The organism is Pedobacter sp. N23S346 (assembly GCF_048515415.1).
Lineage (GTDB): Bacteria > Bacteroidota > Bacteroidia > Sphingobacteriales > Sphingobacteriaceae > Pedobacter.
The window spans coordinates 195,067-216,277 of the sequence record NZ_JBLYEE010000005.1 but is presented as its reverse complement, the minus strand read 5'-3'; the positions used below and the strand labels follow the sequence as shown (position 1 = coordinate 216,277).

19 protein-coding genes are annotated in these 21,211 nt (G+C 37.3%); 12 read left to right on the top strand and 7 right to left on the bottom strand.

Annotated features, from left to right (window positions below; all coding sequences use genetic code 11):
* Nucleotides 1-38 precede the first annotated feature (38 nt).
* The 6 genes from ACN1CD_RS11325 (at nt 39) to ACN1CD_RS11300 (ending at nt 6,476) form a co-directional block, all read left to right on the top strand.
* Nucleotides 39-704 carry an HAD family hydrolase gene (locus ACN1CD_RS11325; RefSeq protein ID WP_419130504.1) on the top strand — a complete coding sequence of 222 codons (666 nt, stop codon included), beginning with the start codon at nt 39-41 and terminating at the stop codon, nt 702-704.
* A 435-nt stretch (nt 705-1,139) separates the two neighbouring features.
* A complete protein-coding gene (locus ACN1CD_RS11320; protein WP_419130503.1) occupies nt 1,140-1,301 on the top strand; it encodes a hypothetical protein in 162 nt (53 codons plus the stop codon).
* Complete coding sequence (locus tag ACN1CD_RS11315; RefSeq protein WP_419130502.1) at nt 1,282-1,509, top strand: hypothetical protein; 228 nt, start codon at nt 1,282-1,284, stop codon at nt 1,507-1,509. The genes ACN1CD_RS11320 and ACN1CD_RS11315 overlap by 20 nt, the downstream gene beginning before the upstream one ends.
* 212 nt (nt 1,510-1,721) lie before the next feature.
* Nucleotides 1,722-3,128, top strand: a complete 1,407-nt coding sequence (lpdA, locus tag ACN1CD_RS11310; protein ID WP_419130501.1) for a dihydrolipoyl dehydrogenase — start codon at nt 1,722-1,724, stop codon at nt 3,126-3,128.
* 473 nt (nt 3,129-3,601) lie between these two features.
* A complete protein-coding gene (locus ACN1CD_RS11305; RefSeq protein WP_419130500.1) occupies nt 3,602-5,131 on the top strand; it encodes a choice-of-anchor I family protein in 1,530 nt (509 codons plus the stop codon).
* A 142-nt stretch (nt 5,132-5,273) separates the two neighbouring features.
* Nucleotides 5,274-6,476 carry an MFS transporter gene (locus tag ACN1CD_RS11300; RefSeq protein WP_419130499.1) on the top strand — a complete coding sequence of 401 codons (1,203 nt, stop codon included), beginning with the start codon at nt 5,274-5,276 and terminating at the stop codon, nt 6,474-6,476.
* 4 nt (nt 6,477-6,480) lie between these two features.
* Here ACN1CD_RS11300 and ACN1CD_RS11295 read toward each other — a convergent pair whose 3' ends face one another.
* The 5 genes from ACN1CD_RS11295 to ACN1CD_RS11275 form a co-directional block, all read right to left on the bottom strand.
* Nucleotides 6,481-7,284 (bottom strand): hypothetical protein, encoded by an 804-nt coding sequence (locus ACN1CD_RS11295; protein WP_419130498.1) that lies wholly within the window; start codon nt 7,282-7,284, stop codon nt 6,481-6,483.
* Between the two features lie 258 nt (nt 7,285-7,542).
* Nucleotides 7,543-10,737: an efflux RND transporter permease subunit gene (locus tag ACN1CD_RS11290; RefSeq protein WP_419130497.1), complete on the bottom strand. Its 3,195-nt coding sequence runs from the start codon at nt 10,735-10,737 to the stop codon at nt 7,543-7,545.
* Between the two features lie 84 nt (nt 10,738-10,821).
* Complete coding sequence (locus ACN1CD_RS11285) at nt 10,822-11,889, bottom strand: efflux RND transporter periplasmic adaptor subunit (protein ID WP_419130496.1); 1,068 nt, start codon at nt 11,887-11,889, stop codon at nt 10,822-10,824.
* A gap of 2 nt (nt 11,890-11,891) precedes the next feature.
* On the bottom strand, nt 11,892-13,232 hold the full coding sequence (locus tag ACN1CD_RS11280; protein ID WP_419130495.1) for a TolC family protein: 1,341 nt from the start codon (nt 13,230-13,232) through the stop codon (nt 11,892-11,894).
* Between the two features lie 105 nt (nt 13,233-13,337).
* On the bottom strand, nt 13,338-13,943 hold the full coding sequence (locus ACN1CD_RS11275) for a TetR/AcrR family transcriptional regulator (RefSeq protein WP_419130494.1): 606 nt from the start codon (nt 13,941-13,943) through the stop codon (nt 13,338-13,340).
* Between the two features lie 162 nt (nt 13,944-14,105).
* Here ACN1CD_RS11275 and ACN1CD_RS11270 point away from each other — a divergent pair, with 162 nt between their 5' ends.
* The 3 genes from ACN1CD_RS11270 to ACN1CD_RS11260 all read left to right on the top strand — a co-directional run bounded on the left by ACN1CD_RS11270 (nt 14,106) and on the right by ACN1CD_RS11260 (nt 16,394).
* The gene (locus ACN1CD_RS11270) at nt 14,106-14,549 is read left to right on the top strand and encodes a sterol desaturase family protein (RefSeq protein ID WP_419130493.1); all 444 of its coding nucleotides are present in this window, start codon (nt 14,106-14,108) and stop codon (nt 14,547-14,549) included.
* 170 nt (nt 14,550-14,719) lie between these two features.
* Entirely contained in the window at nt 14,720-15,736 is a 1,017-nt protein-coding gene (gene murB / locus ACN1CD_RS11265) for a UDP-N-acetylmuramate dehydrogenase (protein WP_419130492.1), read from the top strand.
* A 127-nt stretch (nt 15,737-15,863) separates the two neighbouring features.
* Nucleotides 15,864-16,394, top strand: coding sequence for an RNA polymerase sigma factor (locus ACN1CD_RS11260; RefSeq protein ID WP_419130491.1), 531 nt, complete (start codon nt 15,864-15,866; stop codon nt 16,392-16,394).
* Between the two features lie 685 nt (nt 16,395-17,079).
* On the opposite strand, the gene ACN1CD_RS11255 is transcribed toward ACN1CD_RS11260, so the two are convergent.
* Nucleotides 17,080-18,561 (bottom strand): phytoene desaturase family protein, encoded by a 1,482-nt coding sequence (locus tag ACN1CD_RS11255; RefSeq protein WP_419130490.1) that lies wholly within the window; start codon nt 18,559-18,561, stop codon nt 17,080-17,082.
* Between the two features lie 215 nt (nt 18,562-18,776).
* Between ACN1CD_RS11255 and ACN1CD_RS11250 the strand changes: the two genes are divergently transcribed.
* The 3 genes from ACN1CD_RS11250 to ACN1CD_RS11240 are packed head-to-tail and all read left to right on the top strand — an operon-like array spanning nt 18,777 to nt 20,157.
* Nucleotides 18,777-19,244, top strand: a complete 468-nt coding sequence (locus ACN1CD_RS11250) for a hypothetical protein (RefSeq protein WP_419130489.1) — start codon at nt 18,777-18,779, stop codon at nt 19,242-19,244.
* Complete coding sequence (locus ACN1CD_RS11245) at nt 19,244-19,924, top strand: lycopene cyclase domain-containing protein (protein WP_419130488.1); 681 nt, start codon at nt 19,244-19,246, stop codon at nt 19,922-19,924. Before ACN1CD_RS11250 ends, ACN1CD_RS11245 begins: the two co-directional genes overlap by 1 nt.
* Nucleotides 19,924-20,157, top strand: coding sequence for a cytochrome b5 domain-containing protein (locus ACN1CD_RS11240; RefSeq protein WP_419130487.1), 234 nt, complete (start codon nt 19,924-19,926; stop codon nt 20,155-20,157). Before ACN1CD_RS11245 ends, ACN1CD_RS11240 begins: the two co-directional genes overlap by 1 nt.
* An 85-nt stretch (nt 20,158-20,242) precedes the next feature.
* Here the strand turns inward: ACN1CD_RS11240 and ACN1CD_RS11235 are convergent, their stop codons facing one another.
* On the bottom strand, nt 20,243-21,163 hold the full coding sequence (locus ACN1CD_RS11235) for a PfkB family carbohydrate kinase (protein WP_419130486.1): 921 nt from the start codon (nt 21,161-21,163) through the stop codon (nt 20,243-20,245).
* Nucleotides 21,164-21,211: the final 48 nt, after the last annotated feature.

The following is a 21,211-nucleotide window of genomic DNA, read 5'->3' as shown; positions in this document are numbered from 1 at the left end:
TTTAGTCAGCCTGAAGGGAAACAGTTAATAAAAATAAAATGAGTAAAATAAGGGCATTATTGTTTGATCTGGATGGAACATTAATTGATTCTGAAAAGTTTCATTTCGACTGCTGGAATGAGTTTCTTCAAGAGTATGGTGTGCGGCTGGAATTTAAAGATTGGATAGCCAACTATGCTGGTATCCCTCTACCAAAAAATGCCAAAACCATTATCGATAAATATAAAATTGACGCAGATTTAAGTACTTTTATTAATCAACGAGAACAATTAACGCTTTATGGCTTCGAACATAAAGATATTGAATTAATGCCGTTTGCTTTAGATTTTGTTCGTTTTTTTTATGAAAAAGGACTTACTCTAGCGGTGGTAACTGCTAGTCCGAGGGCGGATGTTGAAGCTGTATTTAAGCGAAATGGCTTAGCAAAATACTTTACCTTATTTGTAACCAGAACTGATGTAAGCAAAAGTAAACCAGACCCTGAAAGTTACAATGTCTGCGTAGAAAAACTGGGCTTTGCCAAAGAGGAGTGCCTTGTTTTTGAGGATACCATTAATGGTGTTAAATCTGCGGTAGCGGCTGGCATCACTTGCTATGCTATTCAGAATAATGTGAGGGCGCATCTTAAACTTAAAATAGCAGATGAGTTATTTCTCAGCTTTGCTAACGTCAAAGATTTTATTCTTGAAAAGGGGATCATTTAATTGCCCTGACTTATTTCTTTCCCATTCTGTTTCTTGGTATCATTCCCTGTCTAATCAGCAATTGGTTCACGCAGCCATTTCGATCACTAGCATTCTGAACTACTAAATTTTCAGGTTGTAGTTGATTATTTTAAACTAGTGTCACTCATCTTTCGAAAGAAATGATGCACCCTCCTGTCTTCCAAAATGATTTTATCCCTAATTCCAGGTAGAAAAAAATCGCTTTTCTTGGTTATTGTATCCTGAAATGTTCATCCGTTAATTTGTGAATCTTTTACTAAAACATAATGAGGAGACTTCGCAACTGCAATTGTTCGTTCATCTCGAATAAAAAACTAATGTGAGTTTCATCGATAAAAAACAATTTAATACCCATGAAAAACAACAGGATTAAAACAACATTATTATCTTTATTTACTTTTGTTTACAGGCTTAATGTCTTGTAAAAAAGATGAAGATCAGGCACCATCTAAAACTTCGCACAAAGTGGTTTATAAATTGGAAGCATCTGCCGGAAGCCAGTTGAGTGTAGTTGTTTATAGTTATGATACTCAATATACCACAAACTCAAGCTTGAGTGGTACAACCTTGGTCTAGCCCAGAAATTACGGTTCCTGCAGGTACAGTTGTTCCCAATGTTACGGGCAGTGCAACAGGTGCAAATGCAAATTCAACGTTAAAGGCTCAGATTTATGTAGATGGCGAATTGAAGAGAGAGAGGGTACCTCAACTGGAACTGCACTTAGTTCGCTTGCATCTTTTAGTTTATAATATTAAAAATTACGCCTCTATATTTTTTATATAATACAATTCTAGAACAGGCTTCTGATAACATCGGGGCCTGTTCTTTTTTTGCCTGTAAATAATCTTGATTAAATTAAAAAGGAATTAGAATAAAAACCTTACTATACATTTTCATTGTAAAATTGTACTTTTTGAGTTCGTCATTCAGTTTTTGAGGCTTCACCTTTCGGCCTTTTTTCGCTACATTTGAGCAATCAAAATTCTAAAGAAATTATGCAATACGATGTCGTAGTTATCGGTTCAGGGCCGGGCGGTTATGTAGGCGCAATCCGTTGTGCTCAGTTAGGTTTAAAAACTGCAGTTATTGAAAAATATAAAACTTTTGGAGGTACTTGCTTAAACGTGGGTTGTATCCCATCAAAAGCATTATTAGATTCATCAGAGCATTTTCATAATGCTGCTCATACATTTTCTACCCACGGAATCAACTTAAAGGATCTACAGGTTGATATGAAACAAATGATCGCTCGTAAAGACGATGTTGTTGCTCAAAATACTGCCGGAATCACTTATCTTTTTAAGAAAAATAAAATCGACGCTTTCGAAGGTGTAGGTTCGTTTGTAGATAAAAATACCATTCTGGTTACCAAAGCAGATGGTTCTACTGAAACTTTATCTGCTAAAAATGTAATCATTGCTACGGGATCAAAACCAACTGCATTGCCATTTTTACCAATCGATAAAAAACGTATTATCACCTCAACTGAAGCTTTAAACATCAAAGAAGTTCCAAAATCAATGGTTGTAATTGGTGGTGGTGTAATTGGTTTAGAGTTAGGTTCCGTATATGCGCGTTTAGGAACAAAAGTTTCTGTTGTTGAATTTTTGCCATCAATCATTGCTACAATGGATGCTGGATTGGGTAAAGAACTTCAGCGCGTTTTGAAGAAAAACCTGGGGATGGAATTTTACATGGGCCATAAAGTTACCGGCGCTACTAATAATGGCGAAACGGTAACAGTTACTGCTGAAACACCAAAAGGCGAAACCATTTCTTTAGATGCTGATTATTGCATCGTTGCAGTTGGTCGTACGGCTTACAGCGAAGGTTTAGGATTAGATAAAATTGGAATTACAATAGAGGAAAGAGGTAAAAAAATTCCTGTAAATGAGCATTTAGAAACTTCGGTTAAAGGTGTTTATGCTATTGGTGATGTTATTACGGGTGCAATGTTGGCACACAAAGCAGAGGATGAGGGAACGTATGTTGCTGAAACTATCGCCGGACAAAAACCACACATCAATTACAACCTGATTCCGGGTGTAGTTTATACCTGGCCAGAAGTAGCCTCTGTTGGTTTAACAGAAGAGCAACTGAAAGAAAAAGGAACGAAATATAAAGTTGGTTCATTCCCATTCAAAGCGAGTGGTCGTGCCAAGGCAAGTATGGATACCGATGGTTTCATTAAGGTATTAGCTGATGCAGCAACTGATGAAGTTTTAGGTGTACATATGATTGGTCCACGTGTTGCCGATGTCATTGCAGAAGCTGTAATCGCGATGGAATTCCGTGCATCTGCAGAAGATATTGCACGTACTTGCCATGCTCACCCAACATATACTGAAGCATTGAAAGAAGCTGCCTTAGCGGCAACGGATAACAGGGCAATTCATATTTAATATGCTCGTTATGCCGAATTTATTTCAGCATCTTTTAAGATTTGAAATAAATATTTATAGCATGAGTTTTTCGGTTGGTGAGACACCAACCGATAGGTGATATTACAAAAGCTGATAAGAAATTATCGGCTTTTGTAGTTTAATATTATTAACTCTACTGATTGGTGTCTCACCATCAGCTTATGGTTTTGTCGCGTAATTTCTTCATAATGATTGATTTATGTGTATTTGTTTCGGTTGGTGAGGCACCAATCGATATGGTAAAGAAATTATCGACTTTTTTTATGGTGTAACGTTTTTTGCTTTTCTATTTAGTCTTTTCTCTTTCAGCTTTAACCTTTCAGCTTTTCGCTTTAGTCTTTCTTCTTTAATCTTTTCTCCCTTTTCTTAATTCCTTAACAATATGATAACAATAGCAGTCTAAAAATCAGCAGGATGTGAATTTATTTTTGTGGTTCAGATATTAACAAACCATGAACTGTAAAAAACTTTTCGTTGCTTTAATGATGGCAACGATGGCGCTCTCGGCCTGTAAAAAAACATCAACGCCAATTGATGAAACCGAAGAAATTGTTGCTGAAGATATTGCAAGTTTTAAAGAAACGGCATCAATCGATTTAGGAGGAGAAACCTCGTCCGAAATCTCCGCTTATGATCCAGCAACAAAGAAATTATTTGTGGTAAGCAATGAAGGCGGTGCAAAAGTAGAAGTAGTCGATTTATCTAATTATCCTACAGTAACTAAATTAAGAACACTAACCTTTGCAAATAATGCGGGGATTAACAGTGTTGTCGTTAATAATGGTTTATTGGCTATTGCCCTGGATGGTGCAGACAAGCAGGGTAATGGGGATGTGGTTGTGCTAAAAACGTCTGATTTATCAGAGGTTAAAAAGATTACTGTTGGAGCAATGCCAGATATGGTTACTTTCAGTCCGGATGGAAATTATATATTATCAGCTAACGAAGGTGAACCAAATGATGCATATACTGTTGATCCGATAGGAACAATTTCGATCATTAATATAAAAGATAATTACACGGTTAAAACCCTGGATTTCTCCGCTTTCGAATCTCAAAAGGCAGCTTTGGTAGCTGGTGGTTTTAGAATTTATGGCCCGAAGGCAAGCTTTGCTCAGGATATTGAGCCAGAATATATTGCGGTAAGTAGTGATTCTAAAAAAGCTTATGTAACCCTTCAGGAAAATAATGGTGTTGCAGAAGTTGATATCGTAGCCGGAACAATTACGAAAATTAATCCTTTAGGTACAAGAGACATCAGCCTTGCTGAAAATGCATGGGATGTTAGCGATGATGAGAAAAGTGGAAAAAAAATACAATTGGAAACCTGGCCAATTAAAGCTTTCTATTTGCCAGATGCCATTTCCTATTTCACAACTGGTGGTACATCTTATTTAGCCTTGGCTAATGAGGGCGATACCAGGGCCTGGAAAGGTTATGATGAGGAGGCAAGAGTTAAAAGTTTAAAACTAGACCCTACAAAATTTCCAACCGCTGCAACTTTGCAGCTAGATGCTAATCTTGGTAGACTCACCGTAACAAAAGCCTTCGGCGATACCGATGGAGATGGCGATTACGATGAATTATACGCCACTGGCGGAAGAAGTCTGAGTATTCTTAATGCAGGCACTGGTGCTTTGGTTGCAAATATTGGTAAAGACTTGGAGCAACATGTTATTGATGCTGGTAAATATGATGATACGCGTTCTGATAACAAAGGTGTAGAAGTAGAAGGTGTAACAGTAGCGCAGGTAAATGGCAAAACTTTGGCTTTTATCGGTTTAGAACGTGTGGATATGATTGCGGTTTATGATGTGACCGTACCTGCATCTCCTACGTTTGTACAATTATTCGCTGCGGGCGATGCACCAGAAGGTGTTTTATTTGTTAAACCAAAAGACAGTCCGAATGGTAGAAGTATGTTAGTTGTGGCCAGCGAAGGCGACGGAACAGTTAAATTTTTTCAACCAAATAAGATATAATTACATCCTGATCTCAATAGAAAGCCCGCCGGAAGGTGGGTTTTTTTGTTTAATTGATTTCCAAATGATAATAGTTCTTTAATTTTTCAATTGATTTAAGGAACTTTGCAAACATTACCCGTTCATAATAAAATCAAATAATTTGGAAGAGATTAAAGCAGATCAGGAAATTTCACTTCAAACAGATCACAAACCTGTATTAGCACAAAGCTCTCCAAATAGAACCCGATTAGCCGTTTCGCTTTTTTACTTCGGTCAGGGCATTGCCTTTGCCTCCTGGGCCAGCCGGATTCCCGACATTAAGCATACTTTAAATCTCTCAGACGGTGCATTGGGTAGTATTTTACTGGCGTTACCGCTGGGGCAATTGATTACCATGCCAATTTCTGGAAGATTGGTAACAAAATATGGAAGTAAGAAAATATTAACCATTACTGCACCGCTTTATGTTTTAGCATTGGGCAATTTAGGCTTGGCTACTGCGCCCTGGCATTTGGCTGCATTTCTCTTCCTGTTTGGTGTAGTAGGTAATATGTGTAATATAGCGGTGAATACACAAGGTTCTGAAGCAGAAAAACTTTTTAGCAGACCGATTATGACTTCTTTTCATGGCGCCTGGAGTATAGCAGGATTTTCTGGCGCATTGGTCGGTTTACTGATGGTTAACCTCCATATCATTCCATATTATCATTTCTGGATCATCAGTGGTTTGATTTTTATTAATGTGTTTTTCAATTATAAACACCTGGTGCCTGGTAAAGGCGCTTCTACCGAACGTAAACCTAAGTTGTTCACCATGCCCGAAGGGGCGCTTATGCAACTGGGAATTATTGGTTTTTGCAGTATGGCTACGGAAGGAGCGATGTTCGATTGGAGTGGGGTTTATTTCAAGGATATTGTGAAGGCACCAACTTCTTTGGTCATCCTGGGCTATGCCTCATTTATGGTGATGATGGCCACGGGCCGTTTCGTTGGAGATAGAATTATTACCCGGTTAGGGCGCAAAAAGACGATTCAAATCAGTGGGTTAATCATGTCATCCGGCATGTTCCTATCGGTGTTTTTTCCTTACATTATCCCGGCCACAATCGGTTTTATGCTTGTTGGGGTAGGGGTTTCGAGTATTGTGCCAACCCTTTATAGTGTTGCGGGTAAAAACGGAAAGGTTTCACCTGGAATTGCAATTGCTGTGGTTTCCAGTGTAAGTTACCTGGGCTTTTTAATGGGGCCACCACTAATTGGCTATATTTCTGCGCTATCTAGCTTGCAATATTCTTATGGGGTAATTGGTTTTTTTGGCTTATTGGTAAGCTTCCTGGTTGGGAAAATCAGGGCTATCGATTAATGTTTCATTCCTTCTTGATCAGGCCGTGTTCTTTGAGCGTAGCTATGGCGATTTCAATTAACCTAAGGTTTTCCTCCTGATGACCATGTTGCACCTCTACATTGATGTAAGGAATGTTATTGGTCATGGCATAAACCGATAATGAACCATCATTTTCCGCAAATTTAGATTGCAAAATTACATTTACATTCGCTTTTTTCAGACTGGTAAACAATCGTGGCTCTGTAACGTAGAGTAAATCATCACCATCCATTTCGAAATTAATATAAACCGAATCTGCTGTGCTTGATAAATCATAGCCAGGTAGGTAAGAGGAAATTCCAAAACCACCATCTCCATTATTATGTAAAGTAAGGAAATACCCGAGCGATTTCGGATCGTAGAAATTTACGATCTGCTTACCAGCATCGAGGATGTATTTCTCCACTTCGGCAGAACTATATGCATCTTTTTTTAAACGGGTTTTCACACCTTTTTCAGTATAAATGGCATTAGGGTCAATGCGATAAGGATCATCCATGTGCGTAAATGTATAATCTCTCACACCACCATATTGGCTATCAATTAGTTCGCCACCGCTCCAGCGAATGTAATCGAATCCGGCTTTTACGCCAGTATCTTCATTATCGTGAACGACTAAAAAACGTACGCCATTGGGTTTGTAACTGTATTTTACCAGCGTGATATCCAGATCGGCGACCTTAATAAAGGATGAGTCGCTGGTCATTGCGGCGAAAACTGGTGGGTGTTGTGCTCGGGCTAAAAATGAAGCGCTGATTAAAATGAGGGATAAAACAACTTTAAACATATCACTAATATACAATGTTGAATATTATTTTGTTTGGCAACTTGCATTTTGCACATCACTTTGTACCTAAACGGGATGGAAGCAGTATACTTTTTTGCTGGTTAAACTCATTTTTTTACCTTGATGGCAAAAAAGATTTAGCGAACAGCCCGGCTACACGATCCGATGAAAAAGGGAAGCACCTTTCCAAAACTTAAATAAAAAAGGCTGCCTTTTGGGAAGACAGCCTGATTGATTGTTATTTTGGATGTATTTATCTTAATGTTTGGTATCTAAATCGTATTCTAAAACTTCTTTGTGATCATATGGTTCAACCATCAATTCATCAATAGTTTTTCCTTTTTTGTTGAAACCAAGTTTTTCTAAAATGATATCAAAAATCAGATAAACCACGGGTACTACAATTAAGGTTAAGAATAATGAACTGGTTAAGCCACCAACAATAACCCAGGCTAAACCATTTTTCCATTCGGCACCTGCACCACTTGCCAATGCAATAGGAAGCATACCAAAAATCATGGCGATGGTAGTCATTAAGATTGGGCGTAAACGTGCATGGTTGGCTAGAACCAAAGCTTCTATGGTTGATTTTCCTTCAGCTTTCATCTGGTTGGTAAAATCGACCAGGATAATGGCATTCTTTGCTACCAAACCCATTAACATAATAAATCCTAGGATGGTGAAGATACCAATGGAGTTATTAGTTAATGCCAATGCTAAGAATGCACCAATTAAGGCCAGCGGTAGCGAGAACATTACTACAAAAGGATAAACAAAACTATCATACAAGGCAACCATAATTAAGTAAACCAAAATGATGGAAGCAAGTAAGGCAATACCTAAAGTGCCAAAACCTTCCGATTGATTTTCCTGATCACCTGCCCATGTATAGCTCACACCAACCGGTGCTTTCAGTTTTCCATTCTTTTGCATTTCTTCCAGTTTAGTCTGGAATTCTGCAACGATAGTCCCTGTTGGTCTACCGATTGATTGCGCCTGAACTGATACTGAGGTAGATTTATTTAAACGCTCTAACTGACTCGGCCCTGAACCTTCTTTAATTTCAGCAAATTGCGATAATTTAATCTGTGCACCCTTATCATTTACAAAGATCAGGTTACGTACATCATCAATGTCTTTTCTATTGAAATCCTGATATTGAATGTTAATGTCGTATTCGTATTCTCCTCTTCTATATTTACCATCAGTATTACCAGCAAAGGCTGTCTGCATGGTAGAACCTACAGTTGACAGGGTTAAACCAACAGCCGACATTTTATCACGGTCTACCTGAACATTAATCTCAGGTGTACCTTTTTCTACGGATAATTTAATCTCTGTAGCACCAGGAATAGTTTTAAGTACTTTTTGAGCGCCTTCTGCATATTTTAATGCGCTATCCAGATTGGAACCCATTACTACTAAACTAATTGGCGCATTCTCTGCAATACCTAAAATACTAATCGGCACGGTTTTAACTTTCGCTCCAACCAATTCTTTGGCTAAAGCACGGCTCATTTTCGTTGCAAAAACGTCAGAAGACATGCCTTCACGTTCTTTACGGTCAACCAGCCTTACATTAATCTCTGATTTGTATGCAGTGGCCTGCGTACCACCAAAATCGCCACTGGCCTGGCCAACTGTTGTAATTAACTGTATAATTTCAGGCTGTTTATCTAAGAAAGCTTCTGCCCTTTGTGTGTAGAAATTAGTTTGCTCCAGCGGCGCATCTTTTGGTAATTCAATCTGTACCAAGAACTCACCCTTATCCGATTTCGGGAAAAACTCAGATCCGATGAAACCCGCACCTGCCAACGACATCGCAGCTACGAATAATACCACAACCACAGCAATAGTACGTCTCTTATGATTTAATGACCATGTTAAAACACCGGTAATCCAAATGGTGAATTTTTTAAGTTGTTTCTCAAACCATAAAATAAAACGACCAAATATGTTTTTACCTTCAATGTGTTCTAATTTTCCATAACGAGAGAAAAGTAAAGGCACAATGGTAAATGAAGCCACTAATGAAAGTAAAGTTGCAATAATTACCACCACACAGAACTGACGGAGAATGTTAGATACCAGTCCGGAACTTACCGCAATCGGGAAGAACACCACCACAATTACCATGGTAATGGAAACTACCGTAAAACCAATTTCTCTGGTTGCATCTGATGCCGCACGGACTTTGTTTTTACCCATCTCCATATGTCGCTGAATGTTTTCTAATACCACAATGGCATCATCCACCAGGATACCAACCACGAGGGATAGGCCTAATAAAGACATTAAGTTTAAGGTAAAACCAAATAAACTAATCCCGATAAACGTAGCAATTAAGGATGCCGGAATGGATACCATTACAATTAACGCATTACGTAAACTGTGCAGGAAGAAGAGCATTACAAATGCTACTAAAATAACGGCTAGAATTAAATCGTGAATAACGGCATCAGCAGATTCTAGTGTGAAAATAGAGCTATCATTAACAATTTTAATATCTAATTTATTCGCTGCGTATTCTGTTTTTAACTTCTCAATAATGGCATGCGTACCTTCACTAACTTCTACCGCATTCGCATCACTTTGCTTAATGATCTGAATGGCGATTGATGCCTGGCGATTGATCCGGGCCAGCTTTTCTGTTTCTTTTTTTGAATCCTGTACATCGGCTACATCGCCCAAACGAATTTGTGCACCATCTTTAGAGGTGGTTAGCACTAAGTTCCGCAGCTCTTCTATACTTCTGTATTTACCAGATAAACGGATTAAAACATCTTGATTTTCAGTTTTAACACTTCCGGTAGGGAAGTCTAAGTTAGAGCTCAAAATCATTTGTTGCACTTGAGGAACCGCAAGGTTGTATCCCTGCAATTTATCTGCATCAAGCATTACCCTGATTTCTCTTTCTGAACCACCAACTAAATTCACTTGCGCAACACCAGTTACCCTGGAAACTACCGGCGCAATTCTCTGATCAATTAAGTCGTAGAATGAAACATCGTCCATATTAGCCGAAGCAGTCATGGTAATTACAGGTAAATCATCTAACGAGAATTTACTCAATGAAGGTGTTTTAACATCCTCAGGTAAATCTGAAAGGATGGCATTAACCTTACGTTGTGCATCGTTTAATGAAATATCAATGTTGGCCGCATCCGTTAAAGTTATGGTCACTGTTGATAAACTCTCGAACGATACCGCGTTGATCTTTTTGATGTTTTCCATAGAGGAAACCGCATCTTCGATTTTCTTGGTCACCGTATTTTCTACCTCCGCAGGCGATGCTCCTGGATAGATAGTTGAAATAGATACTACGTTGTTAGAGAATTTTGGCAATAACTCATAACCCAACGAAAAGTAACTTAATAGCCCCAGGAGGGTAAGTGCGGTGAAAACCACAATTACCAGCGAAGGCCTTCTTATAGAAATGTCTGTTATTTTCATTTTAATTAGATATAGTATTGAGATATTAGAATTTAGACGACATGCCTTTGTTCTACATCTGCTAACTGAAAATTGTAAATTGGATTATTTAACAATACTAACGGCAGTACCTTCAGCTAAGTTAATCTGACCACTGGTAATTACAGATTCACCTTCATTTAAGCCTTCAACAATTTCAACGCTATCACCTAAAATACGCCCTGAAACAACCTTACGTAATTTAGAGGTATTGTTGGATTTGTCGTAAACAAAAACCTGATTACTACTTACACTACCTACAAATGAGGTACGTGGGATTAAGATAGTAGGTGCTTGTTTAGGGAAGCTAAACACCGCAGTGCCGTACATTCCTGCTCTTAAGTTATTTTTAGTGTTGTTGGAAACCTCAATTTCAATCGGGAAGTTAAGCGTTGCATCAGCTTTAGGCGCGATGAATGTGATTCTTCCGCTGAATTTTTCAGTTGGGAAAATAGTTGATTTGATACTTATCTGATCGCCAACTTTCAGGCTCGCCACCTGAGATTCGTTAACATTAACTTTCAGTTTTAATTTAGAAACGTCAACCAATTCAAATAACTGTGTACCCTGTGCCGTTACAAAAGCACCGACTTCAATATACCTTTTATTTACAATCCCATTAATTGGAGATTTGATATTTGCATCACTTAATTTTCTCTGCGAAGCCTGTAAACGAAGTTTTGCATTTTTGGTAGTTAATTTAGCCTGATCCAACTGTTGTTGAGTTACACCACCAGTTTGAAAAGAACTTTGATATCTGGCTTCGTCTCTTACCGCATTTTGATAAGTTGCTTCAGCAGTTTCTCTGTCTGTGTTGATAATTTCAGCATCAAGACGCGCTAATGGCTGCCCTTTACTTACTTTATCACCTTCGTCAACGTAAATTTTAGTCACACGACCAGCATTTTCTGATAAGAAGTTTAATTCTTGTTTCGGTGCAAAATTTCCATTTGCTACGAAATCTAAATCAACTACCTTTTTCTCTACAGAAGCGATACGAACGGCAACAGCGCCACCACCCTCAGCAATGAAAGCGGTTTTAGCCTCATTTTTCTTCTTGTTGTTTGTTAAAACATAAGCTATTGCACCAAGGGCAACAACAATAACGACAATTACGATAATTATTCTTTTCATTTCTATTGTACTAGCGATTTAATATTTCCGTTTGATTTTATTAATTGTATTTCGGCTACTTTATAATTCAATAAAGCCTGTGTATAACTGTTTTGTGCTTCTGTTAAAGCATTTTCTGTATCTATTAAATCAGTTAAACTAGCCAGCCCGTTATTGTAATTGTTTTGTGTGCTTTTATAGATTTCCTGAGCGAGATCTGCATTTTTTCTTTGCGAATTAATGGTATTCAGGTTATTCCTCAACTGAATTTTAGCATTCTCATAGGCAAGGTTTAAAGAGTTAGTTGATTCTCTTCTATCTACCTGTGCTTTTTTAATGTTTACATCAGCCTGGCGGATTTTTGAACGGGTTAAGAAACCATTAAAGATAGGTACTTTCAAAGTAAGGCCAATTGCTGATGATCCAAACCCAATGGCTGATGAATTAGAGGTTAAAAAGTCGAAACCATTACTTTGACTCGAGTATGTGTAGTTTCCGGATAAAGATAAACTAGGGTAGTATTCTGCTACATAAGCTTTTCTTTGAAGGGAAAGTAATTTATCCTGATTATCTAATAATTTAACCTCTGTTCTGTTTGCAAGATCAACAGAATCGGTGAATACCGGCAATTGACTCACAGCAGTTAATTCTGTGAAAGGCAATTCAATTTCAGTTGATACCGGCATTCCCATCGAAAATTTTAACTGATTTTCCAATTGCGTAATGCCATTAATAACTTGTTCACGTTGTGTAGTTAAATTGGTAATGTTCACGTTGATACGATCAACATCAATTTTTCTTGCCAGGCCGTTTTTGTATTGATTAGATACAATTTTTTCTACAACCCTAACATTTTTAATGTTGGTGTCGATCACATTTAACTGTTGTCTGTTTACCAAAACCTGGTAATAATTATTGGCTACCAGTTCGATAATCTGCTCTTCTGTTAACTGAGAAGTGAGGTTGTAATATTCTTCACTGGATCTTGCAGCCTGTAAACCTGTAAAAACCTGTTGATTGAATATTTGCTGCGAAAGTTGAACACCTGCAGTTGAGTTCCATTTCTGGCCAAATTTCAACGTTTGAAGTTGTCCGCCAAAATCAACAACCTGTTGTCCGATAATTGGATTGTAGGTTAGCCCAGCAGTACCGTTAATGGTAGGCAAAGCCTGAGCCCTTACTTCCTGCACCTTATATCTTCCGCCTTCAATATCCAATTTCGCTTTGCGAACATTGGCATTGTTTTGCAGCGCAAAGGTGAGCGCATCTTTCAAGGTAAGCTGTTGTTGTGCAGCAACCAATTGTGGTAAAGCTATGCCAATGATTAGGGCGAGCATTAATTTTACCATTTTTACTCTAAGCATAATATTTGTTTTTATTTTTTGGGTATTTATCTGATTATTTATGGCTGTTTGAGGGTTTATCTACCCGCCCATCCAGCTTATTCTGATTGCTTTTATTATAAATGCCTAGCAGGTTAATCCTCTTGTAAATATGGTAGAGAGGTCTTTCTGCTTCTGGGTCATTTTATTCACCGTTTTCTTATCTGGTAAAAGATCTTTCCCGAGTTCCATAATGCACATGTTGGTTAAACCCATTAAGCTTTCTAAATAGAGTTCGGCAATATGCGACATGTTTTCATGTTTGATTTCTCCTTTTTCCTGAGCCCTTTCAAAGATTTGTGCATAAAAAACTTTTTCTGAATCTTTTAATGTGGTTAGTTTCTTTTTCATCACATCATCATTGAAAATATCGGGGAGACCCTCCGAAATTCTCAACATAAAATACTTCATGAAAAAGGAATTACGAATCTCGATCGTTTGAAACAAGATATTCTCTACCGTATCATCAGGATTATATTTTTTCTTTAACAGGTCGAAATAATCTGTGAACACTTTCTCAATCACACCAACAATTAAGCTTTTCTTATCGGGGAAATAATAATAAAGAGATGGTTTCGAAACAGATAGATCTTCAGCAATGTCGTTCATCGTTGTTTTGCCAATTCCAAAATGGCTAAAACGCTTTATGGCACCTTCTATAATTTGTTCTCGCTTTTTATCAGCTACAATCATTTTACTTTTCTACTTTCTGACTTTTTTAATATTTTAGTCAAAGTTATATTTAAATTTTCATATCTTAATTGGTTGATTAACAATCGATCAACAACTGACATTTAAATGACAATTTATTTCTGTTTAAATTGGTTTATATATATTTGCCAGCGATAAATAAGAATGATGCATGTAATTTTGAGTATCCTAATCGTATTAAGTACAGTAGTCGTTATGGAGTGCATTTCCTGGTGTATCCATAAGTATTTATTTCACGGACCATTATGGTTTATGCATAAAAGTCATCATGAGCAATCGCATTCTTTTCTGGAGTGGAATGATTTGTTTGCATTGCTTTTTGCCGCCTTATCGCTTTACCTGATGTATATCGACCGGGATTACTTCGGCTATCGCTTTTTCATTGGTTTAGGAATTACGCTATATGGCGTAATTTATTTCGTAATTCACGATTGGTTTGTGCACAGAAGGTTTAAAACATTTAAGAGTAATAACACTTACCTAAAGGCGGTTAGAAAAGCACATAAAATTCATCATAAAAATCAGGGAAAGGAAAAGGGCAGGGCTTTTGGTTTGTTGTTTATCAATAGGGAATTACTTAAAAATTAAGTGGATGAAAAACACTTTGACTTTTTTTAAGCTGCCTTAGGTGATAAAACTATTCATTAGAAGTAAATGTTGAATCAAAAGTATTGATTTTTAAATTTGATAAGGACATTGCCGAAATCGTTCCGTAACTAATTTTTATTTTACTTTTGCAGCATAATCTCAGATCTGCCATGCTTCAAATTTTAGAAAACGTTTCTTTAAAGCCATACAACTCTTTTGCCATCGATGTAAATGCGCATTACTTTGCGGAGATTAAAACGGAGAATGACCTGAACGACTTATTTCAAACGGGCCTTTTAAAAACTGAAAAGTTATTAATCGTAGGCGGAGGGAGTAATATTCTGTTTACGCAGGATTTTGATGGTCTGGTTATCAAAATCAGTATTAAAGGGCTTAAATCTGAATTAAATGAAGATGTTGTATTGGTAACTTCAGGTGCGGGAGAAATTTGGAATGATTTTGTTAACTATTGCGTAGCACATAATTTTGCCGGCGTTGAAAACTTAAGCTTGATTCCGGGTACGGTTGGCGCATCTCCCATTCAGAATATTGGCGCATATGGCGTAGAACTTAAAGATGTATTTGAGCGTTGCACGGCCTTTGAGATTAAGACTGGCTTACTTAAAACATTCAATTTCGAGGATTGTCATTTTGGTTATCGCGAAAGTATTTTTAAAGGAGCACTTAAAGGGCAGTATATCATTACTGAAGTTACCTTCCGGTTATCATCGCAGCCGAAAATAAATACGTCTTATGGCGCAATTGAGGCAGAGCTTAAGAAGAGAGAGATTGAGAATCCAAATATTGCTGATGTATCTGCGGCGGTTTCGCACATTCGTGTAAGTAAATTGCCAGATCCATCAACTATAGGTAATGCCGGCAGTTTTTTCAAGAATCCGGTAATAGAAAAGTATGAGTTTGCAGATATTGTGGCGAAATTTCCGGATGTGGTACATTATCCTACACTAGATGGGAAAATTAAACTGGCTGCAGGCTGGTTGATTGAGCAATGCGGCTGGAAAGGCAAAAAAATTGGCGAAACTGGTACCTGGAAAAACCAAGCTTTAGTTTTAGTTAATCATGGAAATGCAACTGGCACGGAAGTTTTTCAGTTTTCTGAACAGATTATAGACAGTGTTAAGTCCACTTTTGGAGTCACTCTTGATCGTGAAGTAAATATTCTGTGACGAAAACGCGTTTTGGCCCGCTTTAATGATTAGGAAACTGTGCCAACTTTTTTTGGTATTAAGTTTGATTGGAGTATAGCAAATGAACATCAATTCATTTGTTTTAATCAACCTAAAGCTAAATATCATGACAAAATTTGAATTCAACCACCTGGTTAACCATCACTCAGTTTCACTTAGATCTTATGCTTTAAACTTTACAAAAGATGCAGAAGATGCGAATGATCTTGTACAGGATACGATGCTGAAAGCCATTACTTATTACAATAAGTTTAAAGAGGGTACGAATTTAAAAGGTTGGTTGTTTACCATCATGAAAAATACCTTCATTAATAACTATCGTCGTTTAGTTAAAACGAATACTTTAATTACGCAGAGCGAAGATATTTCTTCTGCAAATCTTTCTTTTAGTGCAACCAAAAATCAAGCAGAAAGCAAATTCGTATTAGGCGACATTGATAAAGCGCTTGCTCAATTACCTGAAGAATATTACGTTCCATTTATTCGCTATTTCGAAGGATACAAATACCATGAAATTGCAGATATGTTACAGATTCCAATTGGAACAGTAAAAACCCGTATTCACGTTGCTCGCGGAATCTTGAAAAAATATTTAAAAACATATTCTAAGGATGTTGCCATTGCAGAAATGGCTTAAGATACATTTATTGAAAAACTAAAGTCTCGAGTTAAATCGGGACTTTTTTTATGACTAACTTTTAGGTTTTTCTAATCTTGGTTGCTGTCTCGCCGGCCAATTTAAAGCTTAAATGTTCAGTTTATGGTTAAACTGTTCGCTGTGCCACTGAGCAGGGTTTTTATTGCGCCCTACCGACTAGCCTTTAATTTTACGCCAATTCTTTTTAAATCTGCGTTACCTTTCTTCTTTAATCTGCGGGAAATTATGCCCAATTATTGTGAGCTAATATCAAAAAGAGAACGAGAAATAGGTGTTTTACCAAATGGGAAATTAATAAGTACGTTAAACTATTTAATGTGTCACTAAATAAGATTTGTAATTAAAGGAAATAGAATAAGTGCATTGGTTAAGCTGTTCAGTGAGTCACCGACAGGGGAGGTCAATAGATAAACTAAATTGTTCGGTGCGCCACCGACCAGAGGATTAGAATGGACGGGAATTTACTAAAAAGCAAAAGGCCCGGAAAAACCAGGCCTTATTTGCTTATCATATATTTGGTTAGTTGATTCTTATGTTTACTTTCAACAATTCGCCTTCTCTTTCGTTTCGAAACAAATGCAAACCTTGAACAATATTGTGTTTAAAAGGTTATTTGCAGTGTTTTTGTTTTGTGGATATAAAGATAAGGGAAATTTTAAATTTGTCAAGCTTTTTTTAACTTTTTTATTATTTCTTTTGCGACCACTTGTCCAGATATGATCGCAGGAGGCACTCCAGGGCCTGGAATCGTTAACTGACCTGTATATAACATATTTGTTACGTTGCTTTTCATCTTCGGTTTTAAAAAAGCGGTCTGTTTCAAAGTGTTTGCCAGGCCATATGCATTTCCTTTGAAAGCATTATAGTCACCTACGAAATCGTTCATGGCATAACTTCTTTTAAATAAAATGGAGTCGCTGATATCATTGCCTGTTAAAGTTTTGAATCTATCTACCAGGAGATCAAAGTATTCCGTGCGTTTAATTTCGCTATCTTCCAGGCCTGGTGCAATTGGAATCAGGAAGAAAAGATTTTCATAGCCTTCTGGTGCAACGCTATTATCGGTTACAGAAGGGCAGCAAGCGTAGAATAATGGCTTAGATGGCCACTTCGGATCAGTGTAGATTTCTTCAGCATGTTCATCAAAATTCTGATCGAAAAATAAATTATGATGAAGAATGTTTTTGAGTTTTTTATTTAAGGCGATGTAGAAAAGTAGGCTTGATGGAGCCATAGTGCGGTTTTCCCAATACTTTTCATCATATTTTCGGTTGGCTTTTTCCAATAAATGTTGTTCAACATGGTGATAATCAGCATTTGCAATAATATAATCCGGATGAAAATCGCCCTTATTGGTTTTGATTGTTTTCGCTATCTTATCTTTTGCTTCTATTTTAGTAACATTGGTGTCAAATAAAAACTTTACGCCTTGCTGCTCTGCAATCTGCTGCATGGCTGAAACAATTTCATGCATACCGCCAATGGGGTACCAGGTGCCCATAATTAAATCGGCGTAATTCATCAGGCTATAAAGTGCCGGAGTGTTTTGCGGTGTAGCACCTAGAAATAGCACAGGAAATTCGAGAAGCTTTCGTAGCTTTTCATTTTTAAACAGTTTATGAACATGTTTTCGCATGTTGCCAAGAAGCTGCAATTTTATCCCGCTAACGGCTAATCTGGGATCGAAATATTCCATTACGCTGTGCGAAGGTTTGAATACGTATTCGTTCATGCCAACATCGTATTTGTATTTGGCTTGCTGGAGAAATATATCTAGATTTTTACTGCTTCCAGGTTCTAATTCTTCAAATAGCTGATATAGCTTTTCTTCGGTTGCAGGTACATCGATGATATCGTCTTTGCCAAAATAAATTCTGTATGAAGGATCTAACCGTTTTAGTTCGTAAAAATCAGAAGTTGTTTTGTTGAATAGGTTATAAAAGTTTTCGAACACATCAGGCATCCAGTACCAGCTTGGTCCCATATCGAAGGTGAAGCCATCTTTTTTCCAGATTCTGGCCCTGCCACCAGCCATTTCATTCTTTTCAATTACGGTTACATCGCAGCCATCTTTTGCCAGTAAAGCTGCAGCAGAAAGCCCTGCGAAACCAGCGCCAATAACTATAATCTGTGGTTTTTTATCCATAGTGTAAATAAAAGGATTTTCTTGGATTTTGTTTGGATAATAATGAGAGAGTGGTATTCTTTTGAGTTGAATGGTTTCATCTGCTGCGTGCTAACAAAGCATGTTGATCAACCGATTTATTTGTTTTCCTTTTATTACATTTGTAATTAACCATGTTTAAACTTCGATTATTATCTCTTATACTCCTTCTTAGCGTTAATTTTTGTTATGCGCAATTGTCATCCAAAGAAATCATAGTGCTTAAAAGCGACATGGTAAAGGCAGTGGATGACGTAAAACTAACCGAATCCTTATTAGTTAAGTTAAACAAGTTATCAGATAAAACGGCATTGGTAACTGCTTATATCGGAACATTAGAAGCCCTTAAAGCAAAACATGCCTGGAATCCTTATAATAAAATAAAGTATGTAAAAATTTCTATGCAAACCATGCAGCAAGCCATTAACATGGATAAGGACAATATGGAAATCCGGTTTATGCGGTTTTCTATTCAGCATTATACGCCTTCGTTTTTAGGTTTTAGTAAAGATTTAACACTAGATAGGAAGGAAATTGTTAAACATTATCAAAATGGAAACTTTGGGATTGCCGATCAGACGCTCGTGAAAAATGTAGCTAAGTTTATGGTAGATAGTAATCGATGTACGCCTGAAGAAATTAAAATCTTAAAAAAATTCATTTAATGAACTACACTTATTTATTAATCAATATTGCGGTAATTTTCTTTCCCCTGGTATTGTCGTTCGACAAGAAAGTGCATTTTTTTAGTAAATGGAAATTTGTTGTGCCTGCCATCTTAATCACCGGAGTGGTTTTCCTGGTTTGGGATCTGCTTTTTGTTAAGCTGGATGTGTGGTCTTTTAACCCAGATTATCTTATTGGCATTAATCTCTGGGGTCTTCCGCTAGAGGAAATGCTATTTTTCCTTACAGTTCCCTATGCCTGTGTTTTTATCTATGAATGCCTAAACGCCTATTTCCCAAAGGATCACTTTCAGAAATATAGCCTTGCGCTAAGCAATCTGTTTTTAGGCTTGTGTATTGCCATTCTTTTCTTCGGTTTCCGCTACTGGTATACCGTAATTAATTTTGGTTTTCTGTTTGTCGTTCTGGCTTACGTGGAATACCTCAATTCAAAACTTCGTTTCATGTACAAGTTTTACCGGGCTTATTTGGTGGCATTAATTCCGTTTTATATTGTGAATGGTTTTTTAACTGCCATCCCGGTGGTGATCTATAATAACAAAGAAAATCTAAATTTCAGGGTAGGCACGATTCCATTCGAAGATCATTTTTATTTAATGAGTCTATTATTGATGAATATTTATTTGTACGAATTATTTAAAAGCAGCGCGAAGAAATAATGGATTTGCCAGTGTATACCAAGCAACAGTTGGCACTTCGAAACGGGCAGGATAAACCTCAGATCTGGGTGGCTTACAAAGGCTTTATTTACGACATGACTGACAGCAGGCTTTGGCGCAACGGCAAGCATTATGAGCATTGGGCTGGGCAGGATTTAACAGATGAATTGGTTGATGCGCCTCATACCGAAGCTGTTTTTGAGAAGTTTACGCCAATTGCTAAAATGATATAAGCAATAATGCCGCAACTGCAGGATGATCATCAACGTGCAGTTGCGGCAAATCTTTATCGCTATTACAGACGAAATCTAAAATTGATTAAGCTTCGATTGTAAAAGCACTTAAGTTCACAAATTCCTGGATTCTGTCAGCAACTTCTTTCTCAGTTAAATTCAATAACTTTTCTGTTCCGAATTTTTCTACACAAAAAGATGCCAGGGCAGAACCGTAGATAATTGCATTTTTCATATTATTAAAGTTGATGGTGCCTACTTTAGCTAAGTAACCGATGAAACCACCTGCAAAAGTATCACCAGCACCAGTTGGATCGAAAACTTCGGCTAAAGGCAATGCCGGAGCAGAGAAAATCTGATCTTCATGAAATAACAATGCACCATGCTCACCTTTTTTAATGATTAAATATTTTGGCCCCATGGCAAGGATTTTCTTTGCTGCCTTTACTAAAGAATATTCTCCGGATAACTGGCGGGCTTCAGCATCATTAATGGTTAATACATCTACCATTTTAATGGTTTCCAGTAAATCATCCATCATAATGTCCATCCAGAAGTTCATGGTGTCCATTACAATCAATTTCGGGCGGTTTTTAAGCCTTTTAATCACTGTTTGCTGTACTTGCGGGGTCAAGTTCCCTAACATTAAGAATTCGCAGTCCTGGTAGCTTTCCGGAATAATCGGATCGAAAGTTTCCAATACATTTAATTCTGTAATTAAAGTATCGCGGCTATTCATATCATTGTGGTATTTGCCCGACCAGAAAAATGATTTTTCGCCGACTTTAATCTGCAATCCTTCAGTGTCAATTCCGTGTTCAGTAAAGATATCTATATCGGCTTTTGGGAAATCATCACCCACAACTGCAACAATTTTCGCTTTATTATAGAAGTAAGAAGCAGCTAAACTTGCGTAAGTTGCAGCGCCACCAACAATTTTATCTGTTTTTCCGAAGGGAGTTTCAATAGCATCGAACGCTACAGTACCTATGATTATCAGGCTCATATATTATTATTTGAATTTTTTTAAAAATTTTTCACTGCAAATATTGCA